19 protein-coding genes are annotated in these 20,492 nt (G+C 73.4%); 5 read left to right on the forward strand and 14 right to left on the reverse strand.

Translation table 11 applies throughout. The annotated features are described in order from the left end of the window. The first annotated feature begins 13 nt into the window (after positions 1-13). Together ACFYST_RS01745 and ACFYST_RS01750 are read left to right on the forward strand one after the other, a co-directional pair. Positions 14-913 carry an ABC transporter ATP-binding protein gene (locus ACFYST_RS01745; RefSeq protein WP_387859174.1) on the forward strand — a complete coding sequence of 300 codons (900 nt, stop codon included), beginning with the start codon at positions 14-16 and terminating at the stop codon, positions 911-913. Further along, the gene (locus ACFYST_RS01750) at positions 910-2,469 is read left to right on the forward strand and encodes a hypothetical protein (protein ID WP_387859176.1); all 1,560 of its coding nucleotides are present in this window, start codon (positions 910-912) and stop codon (positions 2,467-2,469) included. The genes ACFYST_RS01745 and ACFYST_RS01750 overlap by 4 nt, the downstream gene beginning before the upstream one ends. A gap of 875 nt (positions 2,470-3,344) precedes the next feature. Here the strand turns inward: ACFYST_RS01750 and ACFYST_RS01755 are convergent. The 3 genes from ACFYST_RS01755 to ACFYST_RS01765 form a co-directional block, all read right to left on the reverse strand. Then, positions 3,345-4,013, reverse strand: coding sequence for a class F sortase (locus ACFYST_RS01755; protein ID WP_387859178.1), 669 nt, complete (start codon positions 4,011-4,013; stop codon positions 3,345-3,347). Continuing rightward, complete coding sequence (locus tag ACFYST_RS01760) at positions 4,010-4,849, reverse strand: hypothetical protein (RefSeq protein WP_387859179.1); 840 nt, start codon at positions 4,847-4,849, stop codon at positions 4,010-4,012. The genes ACFYST_RS01755 and ACFYST_RS01760 overlap by 4 nt, the downstream gene beginning before the upstream one ends. Before the next feature lie 150 nt (positions 4,850-4,999). Continuing rightward, a complete protein-coding gene (locus ACFYST_RS01765) occupies positions 5,000-6,256 on the reverse strand; it encodes an aromatic acid exporter family protein (protein WP_387859180.1) in 1,257 nt (418 codons plus the stop codon). 205 nt (positions 6,257-6,461) lie between these two features. Here ACFYST_RS01765 and ACFYST_RS01770 point away from each other — a divergent pair, with 205 nt between their 5' ends. Further along, on the forward strand, positions 6,462-7,676 hold the full coding sequence (locus tag ACFYST_RS01770; protein WP_387635813.1) for an MFS transporter: 1,215 nt from the start codon (positions 6,462-6,464) through the stop codon (positions 7,674-7,676). Between the two features lie 23 nt (positions 7,677-7,699). Here ACFYST_RS01770 and ACFYST_RS01775 read toward each other — a convergent pair whose 3' ends face one another. The 8 genes from ACFYST_RS01775 to ACFYST_RS01810 form a co-directional block, all read right to left on the reverse strand. Further along, positions 7,700-8,503 carry an arylamine N-acetyltransferase gene (locus tag ACFYST_RS01775; RefSeq protein ID WP_387859182.1) on the reverse strand — a complete coding sequence of 268 codons (804 nt, stop codon included), beginning with the start codon at positions 8,501-8,503 and terminating at the stop codon, positions 7,700-7,702. A 90-nt stretch (positions 8,504-8,593) separates the two neighbouring features. After that, entirely contained in the window at positions 8,594-9,436 is an 843-nt protein-coding gene (locus tag ACFYST_RS01780; RefSeq protein WP_387635808.1) for a helix-turn-helix domain-containing protein, read from the reverse strand. A gap of 48 nt (positions 9,437-9,484) precedes the next feature. After that, entirely contained in the window at positions 9,485-10,369 is an 885-nt protein-coding gene (locus ACFYST_RS01785) for a class I SAM-dependent methyltransferase (RefSeq protein ID WP_387859184.1), read from the reverse strand. Next, positions 10,366-11,844 carry a 4-hydroxyphenylacetate 3-hydroxylase family protein gene (locus tag ACFYST_RS01790; RefSeq protein ID WP_387859186.1) on the reverse strand — a complete coding sequence of 493 codons (1,479 nt, stop codon included), beginning with the start codon at positions 11,842-11,844 and terminating at the stop codon, positions 10,366-10,368. The genes ACFYST_RS01785 and ACFYST_RS01790 overlap by 4 nt, the downstream gene beginning before the upstream one ends. After that, entirely contained in the window at positions 11,841-12,386 is a 546-nt protein-coding gene (locus tag ACFYST_RS01795) for a flavin reductase family protein (RefSeq protein ID WP_387859188.1), read from the reverse strand. Before ACFYST_RS01795 ends, ACFYST_RS01790 begins: the two co-directional genes overlap by 4 nt. After that, positions 12,383-14,212 (reverse strand): asparagine synthase (glutamine-hydrolyzing), encoded by a 1,830-nt coding sequence (asnB, locus tag ACFYST_RS01800; RefSeq protein ID WP_387859190.1) that lies wholly within the window; start codon positions 14,210-14,212, stop codon positions 12,383-12,385. Before asnB ends, ACFYST_RS01795 begins: the two co-directional genes overlap by 4 nt. Further along, positions 14,212-14,970, reverse strand: a complete 759-nt coding sequence (locus ACFYST_RS01805) for a hypothetical protein (protein ID WP_387859192.1) — start codon at positions 14,968-14,970, stop codon at positions 14,212-14,214. The genes asnB and ACFYST_RS01805 overlap by 1 nt, the downstream gene beginning before the upstream one ends. Before the next feature lie 123 nt (positions 14,971-15,093). Further along, entirely contained in the window at positions 15,094-15,561 is a 468-nt protein-coding gene (locus ACFYST_RS01810; protein WP_387859193.1) for a helix-turn-helix domain-containing protein, read from the reverse strand. A 73-nt stretch (positions 15,562-15,634) separates the two neighbouring features. On the opposite strand from ACFYST_RS01810, the gene def reads away from it, so the two are divergent. Beyond that, positions 15,635-16,282 (forward strand): peptide deformylase, encoded by a 648-nt coding sequence (gene def, locus ACFYST_RS01815; protein ID WP_387859195.1) that lies wholly within the window; start codon positions 15,635-15,637, stop codon positions 16,280-16,282. Between the two features lie 217 nt (positions 16,283-16,499). On the opposite strand, the gene galE is transcribed toward def, so the two are convergent. From galE to ACFYST_RS01830, 3 genes are all read right to left on the reverse strand, one after another. Further along, positions 16,500-17,501 (reverse strand): UDP-glucose 4-epimerase GalE, encoded by a 1,002-nt coding sequence (galE, locus tag ACFYST_RS01820; protein ID WP_387859197.1) that lies wholly within the window; start codon positions 17,499-17,501, stop codon positions 16,500-16,502. A gap of 86 nt (positions 17,502-17,587) precedes the next feature. Next, entirely contained in the window at positions 17,588-18,061 is a 474-nt protein-coding gene (locus tag ACFYST_RS01825; RefSeq protein ID WP_387859199.1) for an NUDIX domain-containing protein, read from the reverse strand. Positions 18,062-18,378: 317 nt separating this feature from the next. Beyond that, positions 18,379-19,803, reverse strand: coding sequence for an amino acid permease (locus ACFYST_RS01830; protein ID WP_387635787.1), 1,425 nt, complete (start codon positions 19,801-19,803; stop codon positions 18,379-18,381). Between the two features lie 222 nt (positions 19,804-20,025). Between ACFYST_RS01830 and ACFYST_RS01835 the strand changes: the two genes are divergently transcribed. Next, positions 20,026-20,436 carry a hypothetical protein gene (locus ACFYST_RS01835; protein ID WP_387859201.1) on the forward strand — a complete coding sequence of 137 codons (411 nt, stop codon included), beginning with the start codon at positions 20,026-20,028 and terminating at the stop codon, positions 20,434-20,436. Positions 20,437-20,492 lie beyond the last annotated feature (56 nt).

Raw genomic sequence — 20,492 nt, forward strand, 5'->3', positions numbered from 1 at the left:
CGGAGACCCACCCATGACCGACCTGACCATCGAACTCGCCGGCATCGGCAAGGAGTACCGCGGCGGCAAACGCGCCCTGGACAGCCTCACGCTGACCCTGCGCCCCGGACTCACCGGCCTGCTCGGCCCGAACGGCGCCGGCAAGTCCTCGCTGATGCGGATCCTGGCCACCGTCACCCGCCCCACCCGTGGCCACTACCGCTACCGGGGCGCCGACGCACTCGCCCAGCCCGACCGGGTGCGCCGCGAACTCGGCTACCTGCCACAGGACTTCGGCGTCTACCCCAATCTGACGGCGCGCGAGTTCCTCGGCTACCTGGCCGCCGCCAAGGGCCTGTCCGCGCGCTCCGCCCGCACCCGGATCGACCAGCTGATCGAACTGGTCAACCTGACCGAGGCCGTCCGCCGCCCGCTGCGCGGCTACTCCGGCGGCATGCTGCGCCGGGTCGGCATCGCCCAGGCCCTGCTCGCCGACCCCCGGGTGCTGGTGGTGGACGAGCCGACCGCCGGGCTCGACCCCGAGGAACGGGTACGGCTGCGCAACCTGCTCGGCGAACTCGCCGCCGACCGGATCGTGCTGCTGTCCACCCACATCGTCTCCGACGTCGAAGCATCCGCCGCCGACCTCGCCGTCCTCGCCCACGGCCGACTGCTGCGCCGCGGCACCCCCGACCAGCTGCTGCGCGAACTCGACGGGCAGGTCTGGGAAGCGGTGGTCGCACCCTCCGAGGTGCCCGCCGTGCAGGCCCGCCACCAGGTCGGCCGCACGGTGCGCACCACCGACGGCGTCCGCCTGCGCGTCCTGGCCGGCTACCCGCCCACCCCGGACGCCGTGCCCGCGATGCCCGACCTCGAGGACGTGTACCTGGCCGCCGTGCACGGCGCGCCCACCCGGCCGGAGGCCCTGCGATGAGCGCGCTGGCCCGGCTCGCCGCCGGAGACTTCCGCGACCGGGTGCGCCGGCCCGTGTACGCGGTGACGCTGCTTGCCGCCGTCGCGCTCGGCTACCTCGCGGTGCCCGCCGCCGACAGCCACTGGGTGATCCTCGACGTCGGCGGCAACCGGGGCGTCTACAACAGCGCCTGGGTCGGCACCGCGACCGCGCTGGCCGGCGCCCTGTGGCTGACCGTCGGCGGGTTCTGGGTGGTCCGCGGCGGCATCGCCCGGGACGCCGCCGGCCGGGTCGGCGAGATCCTCGCCGCCACCCCGCTGCGCACCGCCGGCTACCTGGCCGCGAAGTTCCTCGCCAACCTGCTGGTGCTCGGCTCGATGCTCGGCGTGCTGGCCGGCACCGCGCTGGTCCTGCAACTCGTCCGCGGCGAGGACCGCGCCGTCGACCCGCTCGCCCTGCTCGGCCCGTTCGCCGTGATCGCCCTGCCGCTGATCGCGCTGACCGCCGCGGCCGCCGTGCTGTTCGAAACGGTGCCGCTCCTGCGGGGCGGCTTCGGCAACGTGGTCTGGTTCGTGCTGTCGCTGGTGCTCGCGATCGGCGGGCAGTCGGCGAACGCCCCGCTCGGCGGGATCGGCGTGCAGCAGCTGACGCAGTCCCTCACCGACGCCCTGAACCGGCAGCAACTCCCGCTCGGGGACGGCGAGTTCAGCCTCGGCCTGACCCAGGTCCCGCAGCCGCTGCACACCTTCGTCTGGGACGGCGTCCAGTTCACCGGCGGCTTTCTGGCGACCCGCCCGGTGATCGTCCTGTGCGCGGCCGTGCTGGCGGTGCTGCCCGCGCTGTGGTTCGGCCGCTTCGACCCGGCCCGCAACCCCGGCCGTACGTCCTCGGCACCGGTGGCCGACGAACCGGCGGTGGCCGCGCCCGCGCCGTTCGGGGCGCTGCCCACCGCGGCGCCGGTCCGGGCCGGGGCGTTCGGGCGACTGCTGGCCGGGCAGACCCGGATCCTGGTGCAGGGCGTGCCGTGGACCTGGTGGGCCGTCACCGGCGCGGTCGGCGCGGCCGCGCTCGCCGTGCCGCTGCCGATGGCCACCGGGCTGCTGCTGCCCGCGCTGTGGTTGTGGCCGGTGCTGATCTGGTCCCGGCTGGGCACCCAGCAGGTGGAGAACGGCCTGGAGGAACTGCTCGGCGCGCACCCCGCGCCCCGCCTGCGCCTGCTGGCCGAATGGGCGTCGGGCGTGCTGCTGGCGGCGGCCGCCGGCCTCGGTCCGCTGCTGCGGATGCTCGCCGCGGGCGACGCCACCGGCGCGGTGCACTGGCTGGCGGGCGCGCTGTTCGTCCCGGCGCTGGCCCTCGGGCTCGGCACGGTGGCCCGCAGCCACCGCCCGTTCCAGGCCCTGTACCTGCCGCTCTGGTACCTGCTGATCAACCACGTCGCCCCGGTCGACTTCATGGGCGCCGTCCGCGACGCCGGCCACCCGGCAGGACCGAACCCGCTGCTGGTCGCGGCCCTCGCGGCGGCCCTGCTCGGCGCGGCGTTCCTGACCGGCGCGGCCCGACGCGACGTCAAACGCTAGACCCTGGCGGGTCGGGGGCGGAACGCCGGACCCGGTGCCGGTCGTTTCGTCGGGCGGCGCAAGCCCGCCTTCGGTGCGACGTGACGTCAAACGCTAGACCCTGGCGGGTCGGGGGCGGAACGCCGGACCCGGCGCCGGTCGTCCCGTCGGGCGGCGCAAGCCCGTCTCCGGTGCGACGTGACGTCAAACGCTAGACCCTGGCGGGTCGGGGGCGGAACGCCGGACCCGGCGCCGGTCGTCCCGTCGGGCGGCGCAAGCCCGCCTTCGGTACGACGTGACGTCAAACCTCGGTTCCGGCGAATGGGGTGGCGGCGGGTCCCGCGAGGCGCGGCCCGCGCGGTTCGAACGCGGGCCCCGGAACGTCAGTTGGCAGCGGGTTCCTCGCGGCGTGGCCCTGCGCAGCGACGGACGCCGACCGTCGGTCGGCCGGGGCCTGCTTCGCTCGGCCCCCGGCGTGTCGGCAGAGGCCGCTCGCAGCCGCCCGGCCACCGCCGGCCCCGGCCCGCGCGGTTCGAACGTGGGCCCCGGAACGTCAGTTGGCAGCGGGTTCCTCGCGGCGTGGCCCTGCGCAGCGACGGACGCCGACCGTCGGTCGGCGGGGGCCTGCTTCGCTCGGCCCCCGGGGTGTCGGCAGAGGCTGCTCGCGGCCGCCCGGCCACCGCTGGCCCCGGCCCGCGCGGTTCGAACGCGGGCCCCGGAACGTCAGTTGGCGGCGGGTTCCTCGCGGCGCGGCCCTGCGCAGCGACGGACGCCGACCGTCGGTCGGCGGGGGCCTGCTTCGCTCGGCCCCCGGCGTGTTGGCAGAGGCTGCTCGCAGCCGCCCGGCCACCGCCGGCCCCGGCCCGCGTGACGTCGAACGGCGGGCCCCCGGCGGGTCACGCGGGCGCCGGGCTGCTGGACGTCAGGTGCGCGAACACCACGGTGTTGGAGTCGTAGCCGTTCTTGTGGTCGTAGTGGCCGCCACAGGTGATGATCCGCAGCTCGGCCCGGCCGGTCGCCGCGTAGACCTCGTCGGACGGGAAGGCGGTCTTCGGGTAGGAACGCACCTGGTCGATGGTGAAGGTGACGACCTTCCGGTCCGCCCGGGTGACGGCGACGGCCAGGCCGGGGCGCAGCAGTCCGAGCCGGTAGAGCACGCCCGGGCCGTGCTTGTCGTCCACGTGGCCGACCACCACGGCGGTGCCGTCCTCGCCGGGCGCGGCGCCGTCCCGGTACCAGCCGACCAGGTTCGCCCGCTCGGCGGGCGGGGTCTCCAGCGCGCCCTTGGCGTCCAGGCCGAGGTCGGTGAACGTGGCGTCCACGGAGATTGACGGGATGCGAAGGCGGCGCGGCGCGGACGGGTCCAGCGTGGGGGAGTCCGGTGCGGACGCGCCGTCGTGCGACGGGTCGGCCGCGGCCCCGGCGGGCAGGGGCGGCTGGGCGCCGGACAGGCCGTCGCGCACCAGCATGGTGCCGAACAGCAACGCCACGGCCGTGGCGCCGACCACCAGCGGGTCGGCGCCACGGACCGGGCGGCGGCGGGAAGTCCGCCGACGTGCCGTCAACGGCGGGAGCGGCGCAGCCGGCGGGCCGCCAGCCATCCGGCTCCGAGGAGCAGCGAGCCGCCGACGGCGATCTCCGCCGGGTTCAGGTCCTGCGAGGCGCCGCCGACACCGGCCGCGATCCCGCCCTTGGGCATGTCGCCCTGGTGCTTGGGCATGTCGCCCTGCTGCTTGGGCGGCGTGGCCGGGTGCGCACCCGGCTGGTTGCCCTGCTGGCTGTCGGTCTGACCGCCCTGCTGGTTACCCGGCTGGTTGCCCTGCTGGCTGTCGGTCTGACCGCCCTGCTGGTTGCCGTGCTGACTGCCGGTCTGACCGCTCTGCTGGTTACCCTGCTGACTGCCGGTCTGATCGCCCGGCTGGTTGCCCTGCTGGTTGCCGGGCTGGCTGGCGGGATCGTTGAGCGGCGGGGAGGACGGGTCGCCGGACGCGCAGTCGACCGTGAACGTCTTCTGCTTGGTCGGCCCGGTCTGGCCGACGAAGCTCCAGGAGAGCTTGTAACTGCCGTCCGGCACCGAGAGGTTGGTGGTGTGGCCGGTGCCGCCGGCCAGCACGATCGTGCCGGACAGCGTCCTGGTGCCGGCCGGCTGCTGCTGGTCGATCTCCCAGGAGATCAGCTGCACGGTGTCGAAGTTGAAGGCGTCCAGGTAGAACTTGCAGACCTTCGACTCGTCCCGGGGATCGTTGAACGGAACGCCGGTACTGTGGATCTTCACGTCGCCGTTGTCGCCGGGCGCGGCGAACGCCGGCACCGCGGGCGCGGCCAGCGGCAGCGCGGCGGCACCGGCGAGGACACCGGCACGCAGGGCGAGCAGGCGCCGCCCGGCCAGGGTTGAGGCCATGGAGCACTCCAGAGGGTGGACGGGGGTTTTGCCGGCACCGCGCCGACACCCCACGAGGGTCACCGGGCCTTCCGCGCCCCGCCGCGACAACACTCCGGTCCGGTACGACGTTTCGCACCAACGGTCGAGCGCCCCCACTCCGACGGACCGTCAGGCCGCCTGCCGGTCCGGCTCGCGGCGGCGGGAGCGGCGGGGGCGCAGGCGTTCGCCGCGGGCCAGGCGGCGGATGCCCGCGAAGCGGGTGAAGCGCGCACGGGCCGCGACCGAGGCCCGGTCGAGCTCCTCCATCAGGCGGCGGGAGCGGTGCTCCAGGTCCAGCTCGTCCAGGATCCGGTCCACCTCGGCGAGCAGGGAGCCGTGCAACTGCCAGGCCTGCGGGTCCTCCTGGACGCGGTGCAGCAGCAGTTGGGCGACGTTCTCCCGGCAGGCCCAGGCGGCGGCCAGTTCGGCGGTCAGCCGCTGCTCGGCCTCCTCCGCGTTCCGGCTGACCTGGGTGGTGACCAGCACCGCGAAGCTCACCAGCGCCCCGCCGATGTGCGCGAACAGCTCCTCCATCGCCACCGCGACGTCCGGCGGGAACAGCCGCTCGCCGGCCGCGCGGCGCTTGGCCAGGTCGGTCAGCGAACGGGCGATCACCCGGATCACCACCACGCAGATCTCCAGCGTGTCCAGGCCGGTGCGCAGCACCAGCCGCGACAGCAGGCCCTCGCTGATCCGCGGGTTCAGCCGCAGACTGTCCTCGGCCTGCCGCAGCGCGCCGTCCACCTCGGCGATCGCCTGGTCCAGCGCCCGCGCCTCGTGCAGCCGCGCGGCGGCCCGCTCCACCGGCACCGGGCGGCCCAGCTCCTCCGCGAGGTCCAGCAACAGGTGACGGGCCCGGCGGGCCAGGTCCTCGATCTTCTCCCCGGCCGTGTCCACCCACACCGGCGGCGCGAACACCACGTTGAACAGCAGCCCGACGGCCGCGCCGATCAGCGTCTCCAGCACCCGGTCCCACGCCTGCGTGGTGACCTGCGAGACGCCCAGGATCAGCATCGCGCTGATCGCCACCTCCTGGACGAACTCGTCCACCCGCACGAACCGCCCCACCGTCAGCGACGCCAGGATGATCAGCCCCAGGCTCCACCACGACAGGCCCACCACGGTGGAGAAACCGATCGCGATCAGTACCCCGACCACCACCGAATTGACCCGCCGCACACTGGTCTTCAGCGTCGAGTACACCGTCACCTGCACCACCAGCAGCGCCGTCAGCGGCGCCGTCAACGGCACCGGTTCCCGGCTCAGCCAGGTCGCCACCACGTACGCCAGCGTCGCCGCCACCGTGGCCCGCACCGTCTGCACGACGAACGGATCCCTGGCACCGCGACGCACCACCGCCGCCACTGACTCCGGAACAACACGCATGCGGCCCTTCTATCCCATCGGCCGCCGCGCACACGCGAACACTCCGTCAGCGTGTGAGCGGCGGTCACAGGACCAACGCCTGTCTGGTTGCGCATCCGGCCGCTGCCCAGGATGGCCGCATCGGACCTTTCTACCCCCTGCGCGCGGCCGACGGCGTCCGCGGTCCGAGGACGCGCCGCGCGCCGCCGACAAGGTGGTGGTCGCCGTGAGCGACGTGTCCGATCTTCCCCAGACCGCGACGACGGTGGCCGCGCCGGCCTTCCGGCGGTGGCGGTACGCCGGCGTGTTCGCGCTGCTGTTCCTGTTCGGGACGGAGACCTTCCTGGTCTCCCCGCTGCTGCCGACCATCGCCGGATCGATCCACGTCAGCGAGGCCGCCGCCGCGTCCACCGTCACCGCGTACGTCCTGGTCTACGCCGTCTGCGCGCCGTTCCTCGGCCTGGCCAGCGACCGGTTCGGACGACGGCGCACCCTGCTGGCCGGCACCGCGCTGTTCCTCCTCTCCAACGCCGCCGCCGCACTCTCCACCGACCTCACCCTGCTGGTGCTCTCCCGCGCCCTCGCCGGACTCGCCGCCGCGGCCGCCGGACCCGCGATCTGGGCCCACATCGCCGAAACCGCCCCCGACGCGGTGCGCGGCCGCGCCCTCGGCCTCGGCATGGCCCTGTTCTCCACCGGCCAGGTCATCGGCGTCCCCCTCGGCGGACTGCTGGCCGGCGCGGCCGGCTGGCGCGCCGCGTTCTGGGCCCTCGCCGCGGGCACGGCCGCCGCCGTCCCGCTGCTGCTCCGCCAGGTCGCGCCACGAGCGGCTGCTGCGGGCACTGGCACGATCCTCGCGGTGCTGGCGGCCTGGCGCGACCCCGCCCTGCGCCGCGCCCTGCTCGTCAACACCGCCTTCAACGCGGCCAACCTCGGCGCCTACACCTTTCTCGGTGCCGTCCTCGGCGAACGCTTCGACCTCTCCGTCCAGGCTCTCGGCCTGGTCGGCATCCTGGTCGGCGCCGGCAGCGTGGCCGGCTCCCTGCTCGGCGGCCGCCTCGGCGACAAGGCCCGCGCGGCGGGCCGCACCGACCTGCCGCTGCTCCCGCTCTGGGCCCTGCTGCTCGCCGCCGGCATCGCGCTTGCTGTCGCCGGGCCGGGGCTGGTGCTTTCGCTGCTGGGCGTGCTGCTGTGGTTCGTCGCCTCCGGCGGCTTCGTGACGGACCAGCAGACCCTGGCCGGCACCGTCGCCCCTGCCCACCGGGCGACGTCCAGCGCCTGGCTCACCTCCACCATGTACGCGGGCACGGGCGTCGGCGCCTGGGCGATCGGCGCCTTCGGCAGCGTCGCGCACGGGTCGGTGATCGTGGGCGTCGCGCTGGCGCTGCTCGCGGCGGGCGGGGCCTGGCTGGTGACGCGGAGCCTGCGGCCGAGGGGGTGAGCGCGAGGGCTGCTGACCGGGGCTCACTTCGGGAGCACGTCCAGGGTGATCCCGAAGTGGGTGCGGTAGGCGGTGCGGGCCTCGTCGTCGGTGAGGAGTTGTTCGGTGCGTTGCCCGGTGGGGGCGGTGGTGATCAGGCGGTTGCCGCTGAGAGTGGTGCGGCCGTCGTCGGCGGTGATGACCGAGCAGGTCGGCGTGCGGGTGAAGTGGGACTGGGGCGAGGTGCTCTGCCACCAGCACGTCGGACCGAAGTCGGCGAGTTCGTAGGGGCGCGGGTCGAGGCGGTACTGCGGTTTGCCGTCCAGGAGGACGTCCAGGTCGCCGTACGGGCCGTTCGGGGTGAGGAGGAACGTGCCGTAGGCGTCGGGTTGTTCGGTGCGTGCGTCGAGGCGGAGCGGGGCGCGGCTGAAGCGGCCGAAGCCGACGTCGACCAGCCACGGTTCGTCGAGGTCCACGCGCAGTGCGAGGTGGTCGAAGGGCGGGCCGGGCTGTTCGCCGTCGTGGACGCGGCCGGCCAGCAGGCTCACCCGATAACCGAGCGAGGTGAGCAACTCGGCGAAGGCGCCGTTGAGTTCGTAGCAGAATCCGCCCCGGCGGCGGTCCACGATCTTCGTCAGCAGGGCGCGGGGGTCGAGGGTGACGGGTTCGCCGAGGTGGATGCTCAGGTTTTCGAACGGGACGGTGCGCAGGTGTGCGAGCTGGAGCCGGGCGAGTGCCTCGGGGGAGGGGGCGCCGGGGTCGGGGAGAGCGATGCGGTCGAGGTAGGCGGACCGTTCGGCGGAGGTGAGGCCGGTGTACGGCTGTTCGGGCTGCGGCGCGTGATCCATTCGACCATTCCATCCGGGGGCGGGGACGTGCGGCCATCGGCTCTTGGTCCTACGACCTGCGCCGGTGCCCGTGTTCCCGTGCCCGCCTTGCTACGCGGTTGCCCGGAGCGGACGCTCGATCAGGTCCGTCATCCGCGCAAAGTCGGTCGATGTCCGCGGCGTGAACAGCAGTACCAGCGCCGACGGGTCGTCCACCGGGTGGAAGGAGCTCAGTGTCAGGCGGACGGCGCCGCTCGCGGGGGGTGAGACCACCACCTCGCGGGCGGTGAGTTCGGCGACGGTGTGGCATCCCCACCAGTGGCGCAGGTCGGGGGCGTCGGCTTCGAGGCGGCGGTAGAGCTGGTCGGTGCGGGGGTCGGCGATCGCGGGGCCAGCCTGGGCGCGGAAGTGCTGGAAGACGTTCATGGCGAGGGGTTCCCAGTCGTGCAGGACGCTGCGCAGGTGGCGGTCGGCGGCCATCAGCCACATCAGGTTGCGGCGGTCGGCGTCGACCTTCTCGGGGGAGCCCCACAGGGCCGTCCAGGCCGCGTTCCAGGCGAGCAGGTCGAAGTGCCGGTCGAGCAGCGCGGCGGGGCTGGCGGGCCAGGAGTCGAGGACGGGGCGGACCGCGTCGGCGAGCCGTTCGGCGGCGAGTTCGGTGGGGGCGGGCTCGTGGTAGCCGGCCAGTCGCATCGCGTGGCGCAGGCCCGCCGCGTCCAGGCGCAGGGCGCGGGCCACCGCCTCCAGGACCTGCCTGGAGGCGGTGACGCGGCCCTGTTCGAGCCAGGTGTACCAGGCGAGGCCGACGCCGGACAGCGAGGCGACCTCTTCGCGGCGCAGCCCGGGGGTACGGCGCCGCGCGGTGGCGGTGAGTCCGACGTCGGCGGGCTGGAGGCGTTCGCGGTGGGCGCGTAGGAAGGCGCCGAGCTCCTGACTGACGGCGGGGGTGGACACGGGTGGCTCCTCGTCGCGGGTGGTTCCGGGGTCGTCGGGGCACCCACATTAGGTGCGTGACGGGCGGTTTCCGGTTCCTGAAACAAACTCCTCATGTGCCGTCAACTCCCAGAGGCGGACCGGCATGTGGCTGACATGCCCGTGTGCGTGCTGGCGGCGCCAGGCGGCGGCCCCGACGGCCCGGTAGAAGTCGGCGCGGCGCTCCGCGGGCAGTACCCGGGCGTAGTAGTCGCCGAAGGTCGCGGCGTGGAAGTGCTCGTACTGCGCGGCGGAGTCGACGGTGACGACGGCGTCGCGTTCGGCGTGGCCGGCGACGCGCAGGTGCGGGGCGAGGACGGTGTGCAGGTCGTCGACGGTGCGGGTGCGGGTGGCGATCGGCAGGATGCCGTGCGCGGCGAGCAGCGCGGGGACGTCGGCGGCGGGGGTGCCGAGTGCGGTGAGTGCTTCGCGGACCAACTCGTCCTCGCCGCCCAGGCCGTGGGCGTCGCGGGCCGGGTGGTAGGTGGTGAGCAGGAAGCGTCCACCGGGGGCGAGGTGGGCGGCGACCCAGGCGAAGATCCGGTCCTCGTCCGGGTACAGCCAGTGCAGCACCGAGGTCTGGGTGATCACCTGGGCGCGGTACGGGAGTTGCTCGGGTGCGGTGAGGTCGGCGGTGTGCAGGACGGCCCGACTTCCGTACGGGGCGAGGCGTTCGGTGGCTTCGGCGATCCGGTGTTCGGAGCGTTCCAGGCCGACGGCGAGGCGGAGCGAGGGGAAGCGTTCCAGGGCGGTGGCGAGCAGCTGGCCGATGCCGCTGCCCAGGTCGATCAGTGTCTCGGGGGTGCCGGTGACGCGGTCCAACACCCAGTCGCGGTCCTGGACTTGGCGCAGTCGGCTGGCGTCGGCGTACCCGGCGAGGGTGCGGGCCTGGATCTCGACGGCGGACGGGCTCACGCGCGGGCCTCCTGGGCATCGGTGGTGGGGTCGCTGAGCAGGGCGAGCAGCCGGGCCCTGGTCGCGGACTGGTCGTAGCGGTGGAAGACGGTGATGCGGTTGCGGGCGAGGTCGCCGCGGTGGACGTACTCGTACAGGTCCTGGCGCTGGCCGAAGCCGTCCCCGGTGAGCTCCCAAGCCAGCCTGAACAGGCGGGACTTGTCCTCGACGCCGATGTCCCGTCCGCGCATGTAGCGGTCCAGGTGCGGGCGCAGCCGCGGGTTGGCCAGGTCGCCGGGGGAGGGCTGCATGAGCAGGCCGGAGGCGCCGATCTTGCGGACGATCTCGACGGCGTGGCCCGCGACTTCGGCGGACCAGACCCGGGAGGCGAAGGTGTCGCCGGGGGCGAACAGGCCGGCGTCGGTGAGCGCGCCGCGGTTCTCGGCGGCGTCGAGGAAGTACTCGGTGAGTTCGGCGTAGCCGGCGAGGCGGCCCAAGTCCTCCTGGATGTTGCGGAATTGGCTGACGCCGATCGACTCGGCGAGCAGCGTGGCGGTGGCGAGCAGGGTGCGCAGGCGCTCCCGGTAGCGGATGTGGCCGACGTACGCGCTCCAGGCGTTGATCCGGGCCAGGCCGCGGCGGGCCAGGTCGGCGTCGCGGAGCAGGAACACCCGGTCCCACGGCACCAGGACGTCGTCGAAGAACAGCATCGCGTCCTGCTCGTCGTAGCGGGCGCCGAGCGGGTGGCCGTGACCCCACGGGGCGGTGCCGAGCGGTTCGCGGGCCAGGGTGATCAGGCCGGGGGTGTTCAGCGGCAGCGCGAACCACACCACGAACTGCTCGGCGCGGCCCTGGGTGAAGGACGCCGACAGGTACACCAGCACCTCGTGTGCGAGCGGTGCGAGCGTGGTGAGCTGCTTCGCTCCGCGCACCACGATGCCCTGCTCGTTCTCCGACAGGACGCGCAGCGCCAGGTCGGGATCGTCCAGCGGGCTGGCCGACCGGTCGATCTGCGGGTCGCCGAGCGCGTGTGAGAGCACCAGGTCGTTCTGTGCGCAATGCCGGTACCAGGCCTCGGCGTTGGCACCGAACCGGGGGTCGGCGGAGGCCAGTTGGTGGCGGAAGTCGTGCACGCCGACGGCGATCGAGGCCATGAAGGCGGGGGAGCGGCCCTGCTGGCCGAGCGCCTCGGCGTGCCAGAACTCGGCGCTGCGGCGCTGGACGCGCAACTCCTCGAGGCTGGTGGGCGGTTGGTAGGCGCGGGCCAGCCGCAGGCCGGTGTCCGGGTCCTTGAAGGTGAGCAACTCGCGGTGTTCGGGCTGGTGTTGCAGGTCGAGCAGGCGGGCCAGTTCTTCGGCGGCCGGTCGGAACGCCGGGTGGGTGGCCGGATTGGCGACGCGCTGCCCGTCCAGGTACAGCTCGCGGCCGTCGTCGAGTTCGGCCAGGTAGCGGGCGCCGGTGAGCAGGCCGCGCGGCTCCGGGGGTGACTGGCTCATGCGTCAACTCCTTGCGCTGGAAGGTCATTTCGGGGGAGCTCTGGGCCGAGCTGCCGGTAGCGGGCGGCGTGGTGCAGCAGCGGGCGGTCGGTGCCTTCGCCGACCGCGAGGGCCTCGCCGACCAGCAACAGGTGGTCACCGACCGGGAGTTCGGCGTGCAGCCGGGCGTCGAACCAGGCGGGCGCGCCGGCCGGGACGGGCGCGTCGGGCGGGTCGGCGAGGACGGTCAGGTCGGTGAAGTGCCCGACCGCCCGGCCCGCGCCCGGGGTGGCGAACCGGCTTGCCAGCGCGGCCTGTTGCTCGCCCAGCACGGTGACGGCGAAGTGCCCGGCCGCGCGCACCGCGGCCGTCAGCGGGCTGCGGTGGGAGACGGCGACGCCGATCAGCGGCGGGTCGAGCGAGAGGGTGCTGAAGGAGGAGACGGTCTTCGCGTACTCGACGCCCGCCCAGCGGACGGTGAGCACGGCGACGCCGGTCGGCCAGTGCCGGGCGGCCGAACGGAACGCGGCCTCCGTGAGCGCCGCGCGGGCCGGCGCGCTCACCGCAGGCCGACCCGGTAGGCGCGCAGCCATTCGTCGACCTGCACCAGGTGGTCCAGGCCGCCGACCGGGTTCGGCGCGGTGCGCGGGCTCGGCAGCGGCCGGCTCTCGGCGAGGTGGCGGCGCACCAGCGCGCGGTCCACCAGGTCGAACACCGGCGCGCCCGGGTCGGCCAGCAGTTCGTGGGCGCGGGCGGTCAGCACCTCGGTGTAGCGCACCGCCGGGGTGGACGGGTAGCCGGACTTCGGACGGTCCGCCACCTGCGGCGGCAGCAGGTCGCGCACCGCGTCCCGCAGCAGGCCCTTGGGGTGGCCGCCGGGAGACTTCAACTCCCATGGCACGTTCCACAGATACTCCACCAGCCGGTGGTCGCAGAACGGCACCCGCACCTCCAGGCCGACCGACATCGACACCCGGTCCACCCGGTCCAGCAGCGGCGGCAGCCAGCGGGTCAGCGCCAGGTGGAAGGTCTCCCGCACCTTCGCCGCCGCCGGGTCCTCCCCGTCCAGCCGGGGCACCGAGGCGAGGCTGCCCCGGTACGCGGCCTCGGTGTACTCGGCCGGCCGGACCTCGGCGCGCACCTCCGGGCGCAGCAGCGCGGCCGGGGTGGTGCGGCCGTGCAGCCACGGGAAGGTGCCGGAGGCGAGCGCCGGGGCGTCGTGGAAGTACGGGTAGCCGCCGAAGACTTCGTCCGCGGCCTCGCCGGACAGTGCGACCGTGGAGCGGCGGCGCACCTCGCGGAACAGCAGGTGCAGCGAGGCGTCCATCTCGCCCCAGCCGGGCCGGTCGCGGGCCCGCAGTACCGCGTCGCGGGCGTCCAGCAGGTCGTCGTCGGGGATCAGCACGCTGGTGTGCACGGTGCCGATGTGCGCGGCGGCGGCCTGCACGAACGGGGCGTCCTGGCCGGTGCGCCAGGCGTCGGGGGCGCGGTCGGCGCTGCCGGGGAAGTCCACCGAGAAGCTGGTGATCTTGTCGTGCCCGTCGCGCTCCCGGGCGGCCGCCGCGAGTGCGGTGATCGCCGAGGAGTCGACGCCGCCGGACAGCAGCGTGCACAGCGGGACGTCGCTGACCAGTTGCCGCTCCACCGCGTCCGCGAGCAGCGCCCGCACGGTGGCCCGGGTGGTCCGCTCGTCGTCCCCGTGCGGGGCCGACTCCAGCTGCCAGTACGGGAGTTCGCTGACTCGCTGGCGGTTGGCCAGCACCAGGTGTCCGGGCCGGACCTCCCGCAGGCCCCGGAACAGCCCGTGCCCCGGGCTCGGTGCGGCCGGCAGCGCGAACAGCTCCGCGATGCCGGACGCGTCCAACTCGGCGGGCAGCAAAGGGTTCGCGAGCACCGCCTTCGGCTCGGAGCCGAACAGTACGCCGTTCGCGTGCCGGTGCCAGTACAGCGGCTTGATGCCCAAGTGGTCGCGCACCAGCAGGAGTTCCTCGCGCAGGGCGTCCCACAGCGCGTACCCGAAGATCCCGTTGAACCGGGCCGGCGCCCGGTGCCCCCACTGGAGGTGCGCGCGGAGCACCACTTCGGTGTCCGAGCGGGTCCGGAACACGTGCCCGTGCGCCTCCAACTCGGCGCGCAACTCACGGTGGTTGTACAGCTCGCCGTTGTACGCCAGCACCGCGCGTACCGGCTCGCCGTCCGCGAACGGCTGCAGCCCGCCCGCCAGGTCGATCACCGCCAGCCGGGTGTGGCCGAGCGCCGCGTGCCGCGACAGCCACACCCCGTCCGCGTCCGGACCCCGGCAGGCCAGGGTCTCCGTCATCCGGCGGACCGTCCCGGCGCGCAGCCGCAGATCCTCCGCCCAGTCCAGCCAGCCCGTCACTCCGCACATCAGGACGCCCCCGTCGTCTCGTCGGCCTCTTCTTCGGCGCGCGCCTCCCAGTGGCAACCGTGGCCGGTCGGCCCCGAGAGCAGGCGGTGCGACGGGCGGAAGCCCTTGGCGCGGACGTTCGCCGACAGCGCGTGCGTGCAGTACGTGCACGGCGAGGCGAGCGTGATCGTCACCCCGCTGCGGCGGGCCTGCTCGCGGTAGTCCCAGATCGCGCAGTGCGTGATGGTCAGCGCGGCCTGCCGCGGTCCGGGCGGCGCGGCGTCGTCGAACTCGTAGTCGGAGCCGTACAGTTCGGCCTGCCGGGCGATCCGGTGGATCGGATCCGCCGCGCCCCGGCCGTGGTCCGGCTCGACGGTGCGGTGCACCTCCGCGTTGGACGCCGCCCACGCCGCGAGCACCTGCTCGCCGTAGTGCCGCACCAGGAAGCGCTCCATCAGCGCCTGCCCGCGGAAGAACAACCGCTGCCACTGCGCGGACGGCGCGGCCCCGTCCGGCAGATCGGCGAAGATCTCGCCCTGCAACGCGAACCACTCCGCGAGCTGCGGCTGATCGCCGAGACTCACCAGGTACCTGGTCAGCCCCGCCTCCGCCTCGTGCAGCCTGCGCCGCCAGAGCGCGGAGCGCTCGGCATCCGGCATCGACCGGTACGGCGAGCGCCAACTCTCCGCCCCCGCCTGCTCCTTGTCCTTGTCCTTGTCCGTGCCCGGCAGGAGTGCGACCCTGTCCGGCCCCGTTCTGCGCTCGGGTACGACGCCCATCGGTGCTCTCCCTCCGACCTCGCGAGGCTCTGTCCTGCGAGCCACGCTAGGCAGCACCGGCCGGCCCCCAGAAGCCCCGAACGGATCCCCCGGGGGCGACCTTCGTCGCCCTCCGCGCGGTGCTCAGCCGGGCAGCAGGGGGACGATCCTGGCTGCCGCGGCGTACGGTCGGGCGCCCCGCGGGCGGTGCTCGCGGTCGGCGTATTTCGTGAGCAACTTCCGTACGGCGTGCTGGAGTTCGTCGGCCTCGGCGGGCGTCAGGTGCAGGACGGCGGTGAACGGACCGGCGGCTTCCTCCGGCGGGTGGACGGGGTGCGGTGCGGGGGTGGCGTCGGTCTCCCAGCGCAGGCGCCACGGCCGGGCGCGGCCACCCTGCGGGACTTCCTCGACCAGGCCGTAGCGGGCCAACTGCCGCAGGTGGAACGAGCAAAGGCCCGAACTGAGCCCGAGCCGCGCTGCTGCCTCGGTGGAGGTCACGGTGCCGGCCTCGGCCAGCAGGTCCAGCAGGGCGATTCGGACGGGGTGGTCGGGCAGGGGCCTGCGGACGCCGGGCGGCAGGGGGTGGGAGGTCTCGCTGATCTCATCGGTCACTTTGCAAAGCGTGCTACTTTGCAAAGCAAATGACAAGCCGTCAGGTAGCGAGTTGCAGAGAGGCTTTCCACACATGGCCGACACCCCGCAGGACCGCCGGGTCCGTGTCCAGGGCGAACCCGTCGACGCCTACCCGCTGCTCGCCGCGGAGGTCGAACGCGGCGCGGTCCGCCGGATCACCGTGGTCGGCGAGCCCGTTCTGCACCGCCGTTGCCGCCCCGTCACCGACTTCGGCACCCCTGAACTCGCCCGCCTCGTCGACGACATGTTCGCCACCAACCACATCGCCGAGGGCGCCGGCCTGGCCGCGAACCAGGTCGACGTCGACCTCCAGCTGTTCGTCTGGGACATCACCGACGACTGGGGCGTGCGCCACGTCGGCCACCTCGCCAATCCCGTCCTGGAGGACCCCCCCGCCACCCACCGCCGCCTGCTCGAAGAACCCGAGGGCTGCCTCTCCGTTCCCGGCCCCCACCGCGAACTCGCCCGCCCCGACCACACCATCGCCCACGGCTTCGACCTCCACGGCCGCCCTCTCACCATCGAAGGCCACGGCTACTTCGCTCGCTGCCTCCAGCACGAGACCGACCACCTCCACGGCCGCCTCTACCTTGACCGCCTTCCAGCCCGCGCCCGCAAGTCCGCCCTCCGGGAGATGGCCGACCGCCAGGCGGAGGTCTTTTCACGGCGTGAGGCGAACGCGGCCCGGCTCGGAAAATAGGTGTCCATGGGGGAGTTGGGGCCGTGGCTCGGCCGGATGTCGAGTCGTGGGAGCGTGCCGGTGCGGCCACGGCCGCGAGTTGAGCTACCCACGGTCCCTGCACCGCCTCGCGGCCAGGGGCGGATTCCGATGGTGTGCGCCCGCGCAGGCTTCATGGTCCCGGACGCCCGGCGCTCGACCCTGGACGCGGTCCTCGCCTTCTCGGCCGCCGGTCGGTTCAGTCCGCGCCGATGACGCTGTCGCGGACCTCGCGCCAGCGCAGCGAGTCCCGGATGCCATCCGCGAGGGTGAACCGCGGGCTCCAGTCGAGGAGTTCGCGCGCCCGGCTGCTGCGCGTGTAGGCGCCGGCGGCGTCCCCCGGTCGGGGGCCGGTCTCCTGGACGGGTACTGTTTCGCCGGTGACCTGCTCATAGGCGGCAATGAGTTCGCGGACGGTGGTGCCCGTGCCGGTCCCCAGGTTGATGACCTGGTACGGGCGGTCGGCGGTCACGGTGTCGAAGCGGTCGAGGGCGGAGCAGTGCGCCTCGGCGAGATCGCGGACGTGGACGTAGTCCCGGATGCCGGAGCCGTCGCGGGTGGGCCAGTCGGTGCCGGTGAGGGGGAACTTCTCGCCCGCCGCCTGGACGTCGAGCAACTTGCCCAGCGCGTGGGTGGGCCGGCGGATCTGCAGGCCGGTGCGGAGTTCGGGGTCCGCGCCGATCGGGTTGAAGTACCGCAGCGAGACGACACGGAGGGGCCCGGTAGCGGCGATGTCCGCGAGGAAGGTCTCGACCAGCTGCTTGGTACGGGCGTACGGGCTGAGCGTCTCCAGCGGCGAATCCTCGTCCACCGCCCAGTCGTTGGCCGGGTCGGCCCGGTAGAGGGAGGCGGAGGACGAGAACAGCAGCCGTTCGCAACCGTTGCGGGTGAGGTGCTCGGCGAACGCGATGGTCTTGGCGACGTTCTCGCGGTAGTAGCCGAGCGGATCGGCGACCGAGTCCGGAACCACGATCAGCGCGGCGCAGTGGACGACGGCCCGGATGTCGGGGTGCTCGGCGAAGACCCGGTCGAGCAGGGCGCCGTCGGCGATGTCGCCCTCGTAGAACGGGAATCCGGCGGCGAACTCGCGGCGCCCGGTGACGAGATTGTCGAGGACGACCGGGGTGTGGCCGCCGTCCGCGAGGGCATTGGCGACGGTGGAGCCGATGAAGCCGGCACCGCCGGCGATCAGGTACTTCACGGGTCCTCGCTGAGGTTCGGGGCCGCCGGCCGTGGCCGGAGGGCGTCGACTGTAGCCCTTCAGCCGTAGGACGCACACTCACCGTCCTACGGTTGCGGCACCCCGTGTTCCAGGTAGGCCGTTGCGCCCTGTGCCCGGGCGGCGACGGCGGCGTGCACGCGGCGGGCGAGCCGGGGGATCAGCAGCGCGTCGAGGTGGGCCGGAGGGTGGAACTCGTAGGTGCTGACCTCGAGTTGGTCCACCCTGATGGCGTCGCGCTCGGCGTCGGGGAGGATCCCGCCGTCGAAGACGAACAGCAACTTGTCGCCCTCGGCCGGGTGCGGCGCCCAGTCGGCGACCAGCAGCCGGCCAATCGGCGGGGCGATCCCCAGCTCCTCCGCCACCTCCCGGGCCGCGCCCGCGCTCGGCGTCTCGCCGGCCCGCAGGTAGCCGCCCGGGATCTCCCAGCCGTCCTTGTACGTGGGCTTCACCAGCAGGAGTTGGCCGACGGGATCGAAGAACAGCACCCCGGCGGCGGTGCGCGGCCGGGCAACGACCTCTTGGAGCTCGGAGTCGGTCACGGTGACGACCGTAGTCGTCCCGGCGGGGTGACGCGGTTCGCACGGCCAGGGGCGGCCGACGGGGCACGCGCCGGTGGGCGTCTTCAGCCGAAGTTCCGGATCGCCACGCTGCAGGCCAGGCCACACATCACGCTCACGGCGGATGCGAGGAAGCGCCAGGGCGCCCAGCGCATCCGGGGTGGCAGAGCACACGCCGGACCAGCACGAACAGGCTGTCCCGATGTCCGGCCCGTCACGAGCGGGTACCGGAACGCCACCGGGCCCGGAAGCCTCCGCAACGGCTTCCGGGCCCGGCGTTCCCCGGGCGGGGCGGTGGCTCAGGCAGCCGCCGCCGTCCGTCGCCTGCGGCCCACCACGGCCGACGCCACCAGCACGATCGCTGCGGCGACCAGCGAGAAGTACATCTGCTTCCGCCCGTCGGCGTCCGTGAACATGTACACCACCACGAACCCGATCATGCCGATGGCGGCCCAGGTCAGGTACGGGTACAGCCACATCCGCACGGTCAGGCGCTCGGGGGTCTCGCGCTCGATGATCCGCCGCATCCGCAGCTGCGAGAAACAGATCACCAGCCAGACGAAGAGCGCCACCGCACCGGAGGAGTTCAGCAGGAAGGCGAAGACGGTGTTGGGGGAGGTGTAGTTGAAGAAGACGGCGACGAAGCCGAAGACCACCGAGGAGAGGATCGCGACCCGCGGCACCCCGCGCTTGGTCACCGAGGCGAACGCCCGGGGTGCGTCCCCGCGCCGGCCGAGCGAGAAGGCCATCCGGGAGGCGGTGTACATCCCGGAGTTGAGGCAGGACAGCACGGCGGTCAGCACGATCACGTCCATCACCTGGGCGGCGCCCGGGATCCCTATGTGCTCCAGCACGGCCACGTACGGGCTGCCCTTGATCGAGGCGGAGTCCCACGGAAGCAGGGTCACCACCAGCAGGATCGAGCCCAGGTAGAAGATCCCGATCCGCCAGATCACGCTGTTGGTCGCCTTGCGGACCGCCTTCTGCGGGTCCTCCGACTCGCCGGCCGCCAGGGTGACGATCTCGCTGCCCATGAAGGCGAAGACGACTGTGAGCATGCCGGTGAACACCGCCCCCACGCCGTGCGGCAGGAAGCCGCCGTGGCCGGTCAGGTTCGTCATCCCGACCGCGTGGGTGCCGGGCAGCAGCCCGAACGCGGCCAGCGTGCCGATCACCAGGAAGGCGGCGATCGCCACCACCTTGATCCCGGCGAACCAGAACTCGAACTCGCCGTAGGAGGCGACCGAGAACAGGTTGGTCGCGGTCAGTACCACCATCACGATCAGTGCGAACGCCCACTGCGGCACACCTGGCATCCAGTTGTTGAGGATCTTCGCGCCGGCGGTGGCCTCCACGGCGAGCACCACGACCCAGAAGAACCAGTACAGCCAGCCGATGCTGAACCCGGCCCACCGGCCGAGCGCCCGGTCCGCGTACGCCGAGAACGAGCCGCTCTGCGGGTCGGCCGCCGCCATCTCGCCGAGCATCCGCATCACCAGGACAACCAGCGCGCCGGCGAGCGTGTACGAGAGCAGGATGCCGGGGCCGGTGGTCGCGATGCCCGCGCCGGAGCCGACGAACAGGCCGGCGCCGATCACGCCGCCGATCGCGATCATCGACAGGTGGCGGTTCTTGAGTCCCGCCTTCAGGTGACCGTCGGCCGGGGGTGGGGTGGAGCCGCCGCCGGGGGGCGAGACAGCGGGGGTGGTGGTTTCCACATTCATCAAGGGCGCCTGTGCCTTTCCAGCGCGGCCTGCCCCTCGGCACGTACGCCGGAGGGTGGGGGGGACGGATCCGCGCATTGCGGTGCAACCTAACTTCTCCCTCCGCAAATATGAACAACGTTCCGGTAAATGTTTGATTGCCGGACATAAAGGACAAGGTCAGCGTGGGTGGAATGGGGTCGGGAAAAGCTCAGATCTGACGCAGCGAAAGACGCCCGGGAGATGTCGGAGCCCGGCGCGGGGAGTCGTCAACGGGCCGTACATGCCGGTGGCGCGATGATCGCCTCCGTGGTGCTCGGCCTCATCGCCGCCCTCGCCCTGCCGGCCCTGGCACACTGGTACCTGTGGCGGCGCCCGGTGTGCGACGTCTCCGCACCGGACGGCTGGTGTCGCCGGGCCGGTACGGTGCTCGCCGTCCTGCTGCCCCTGCTCGCGGTCGGCGCCCTGGTCGGCGGGTGCGTGCTGCCGCTGGCCGTCGAGCGGTGGCTGGCCTGGCCCGGCTACCTCTGGCGCGCGGTGCTGGGGCCGCCGGCCGTGGTCGGAGGTGAAGCGACGGTAGTGCGTACGCGCGTGGTGCCGGATCGTCGTGCCCGGGCGGGGAGCCCGCGGCGTTCGGAGGAGGTGTCGTCGTAGCTCCTGGGGGTGTAGGCGGGCAGGTCCACCGCGCGGGCGTTCTGGCACGAGCCGTT

The organism is Kitasatospora sp. NPDC004614 (assembly GCF_042873675.1).
GTDB lineage: Bacteria > Actinomycetota > Actinomycetes > Streptomycetales > Streptomycetaceae > Kitasatospora.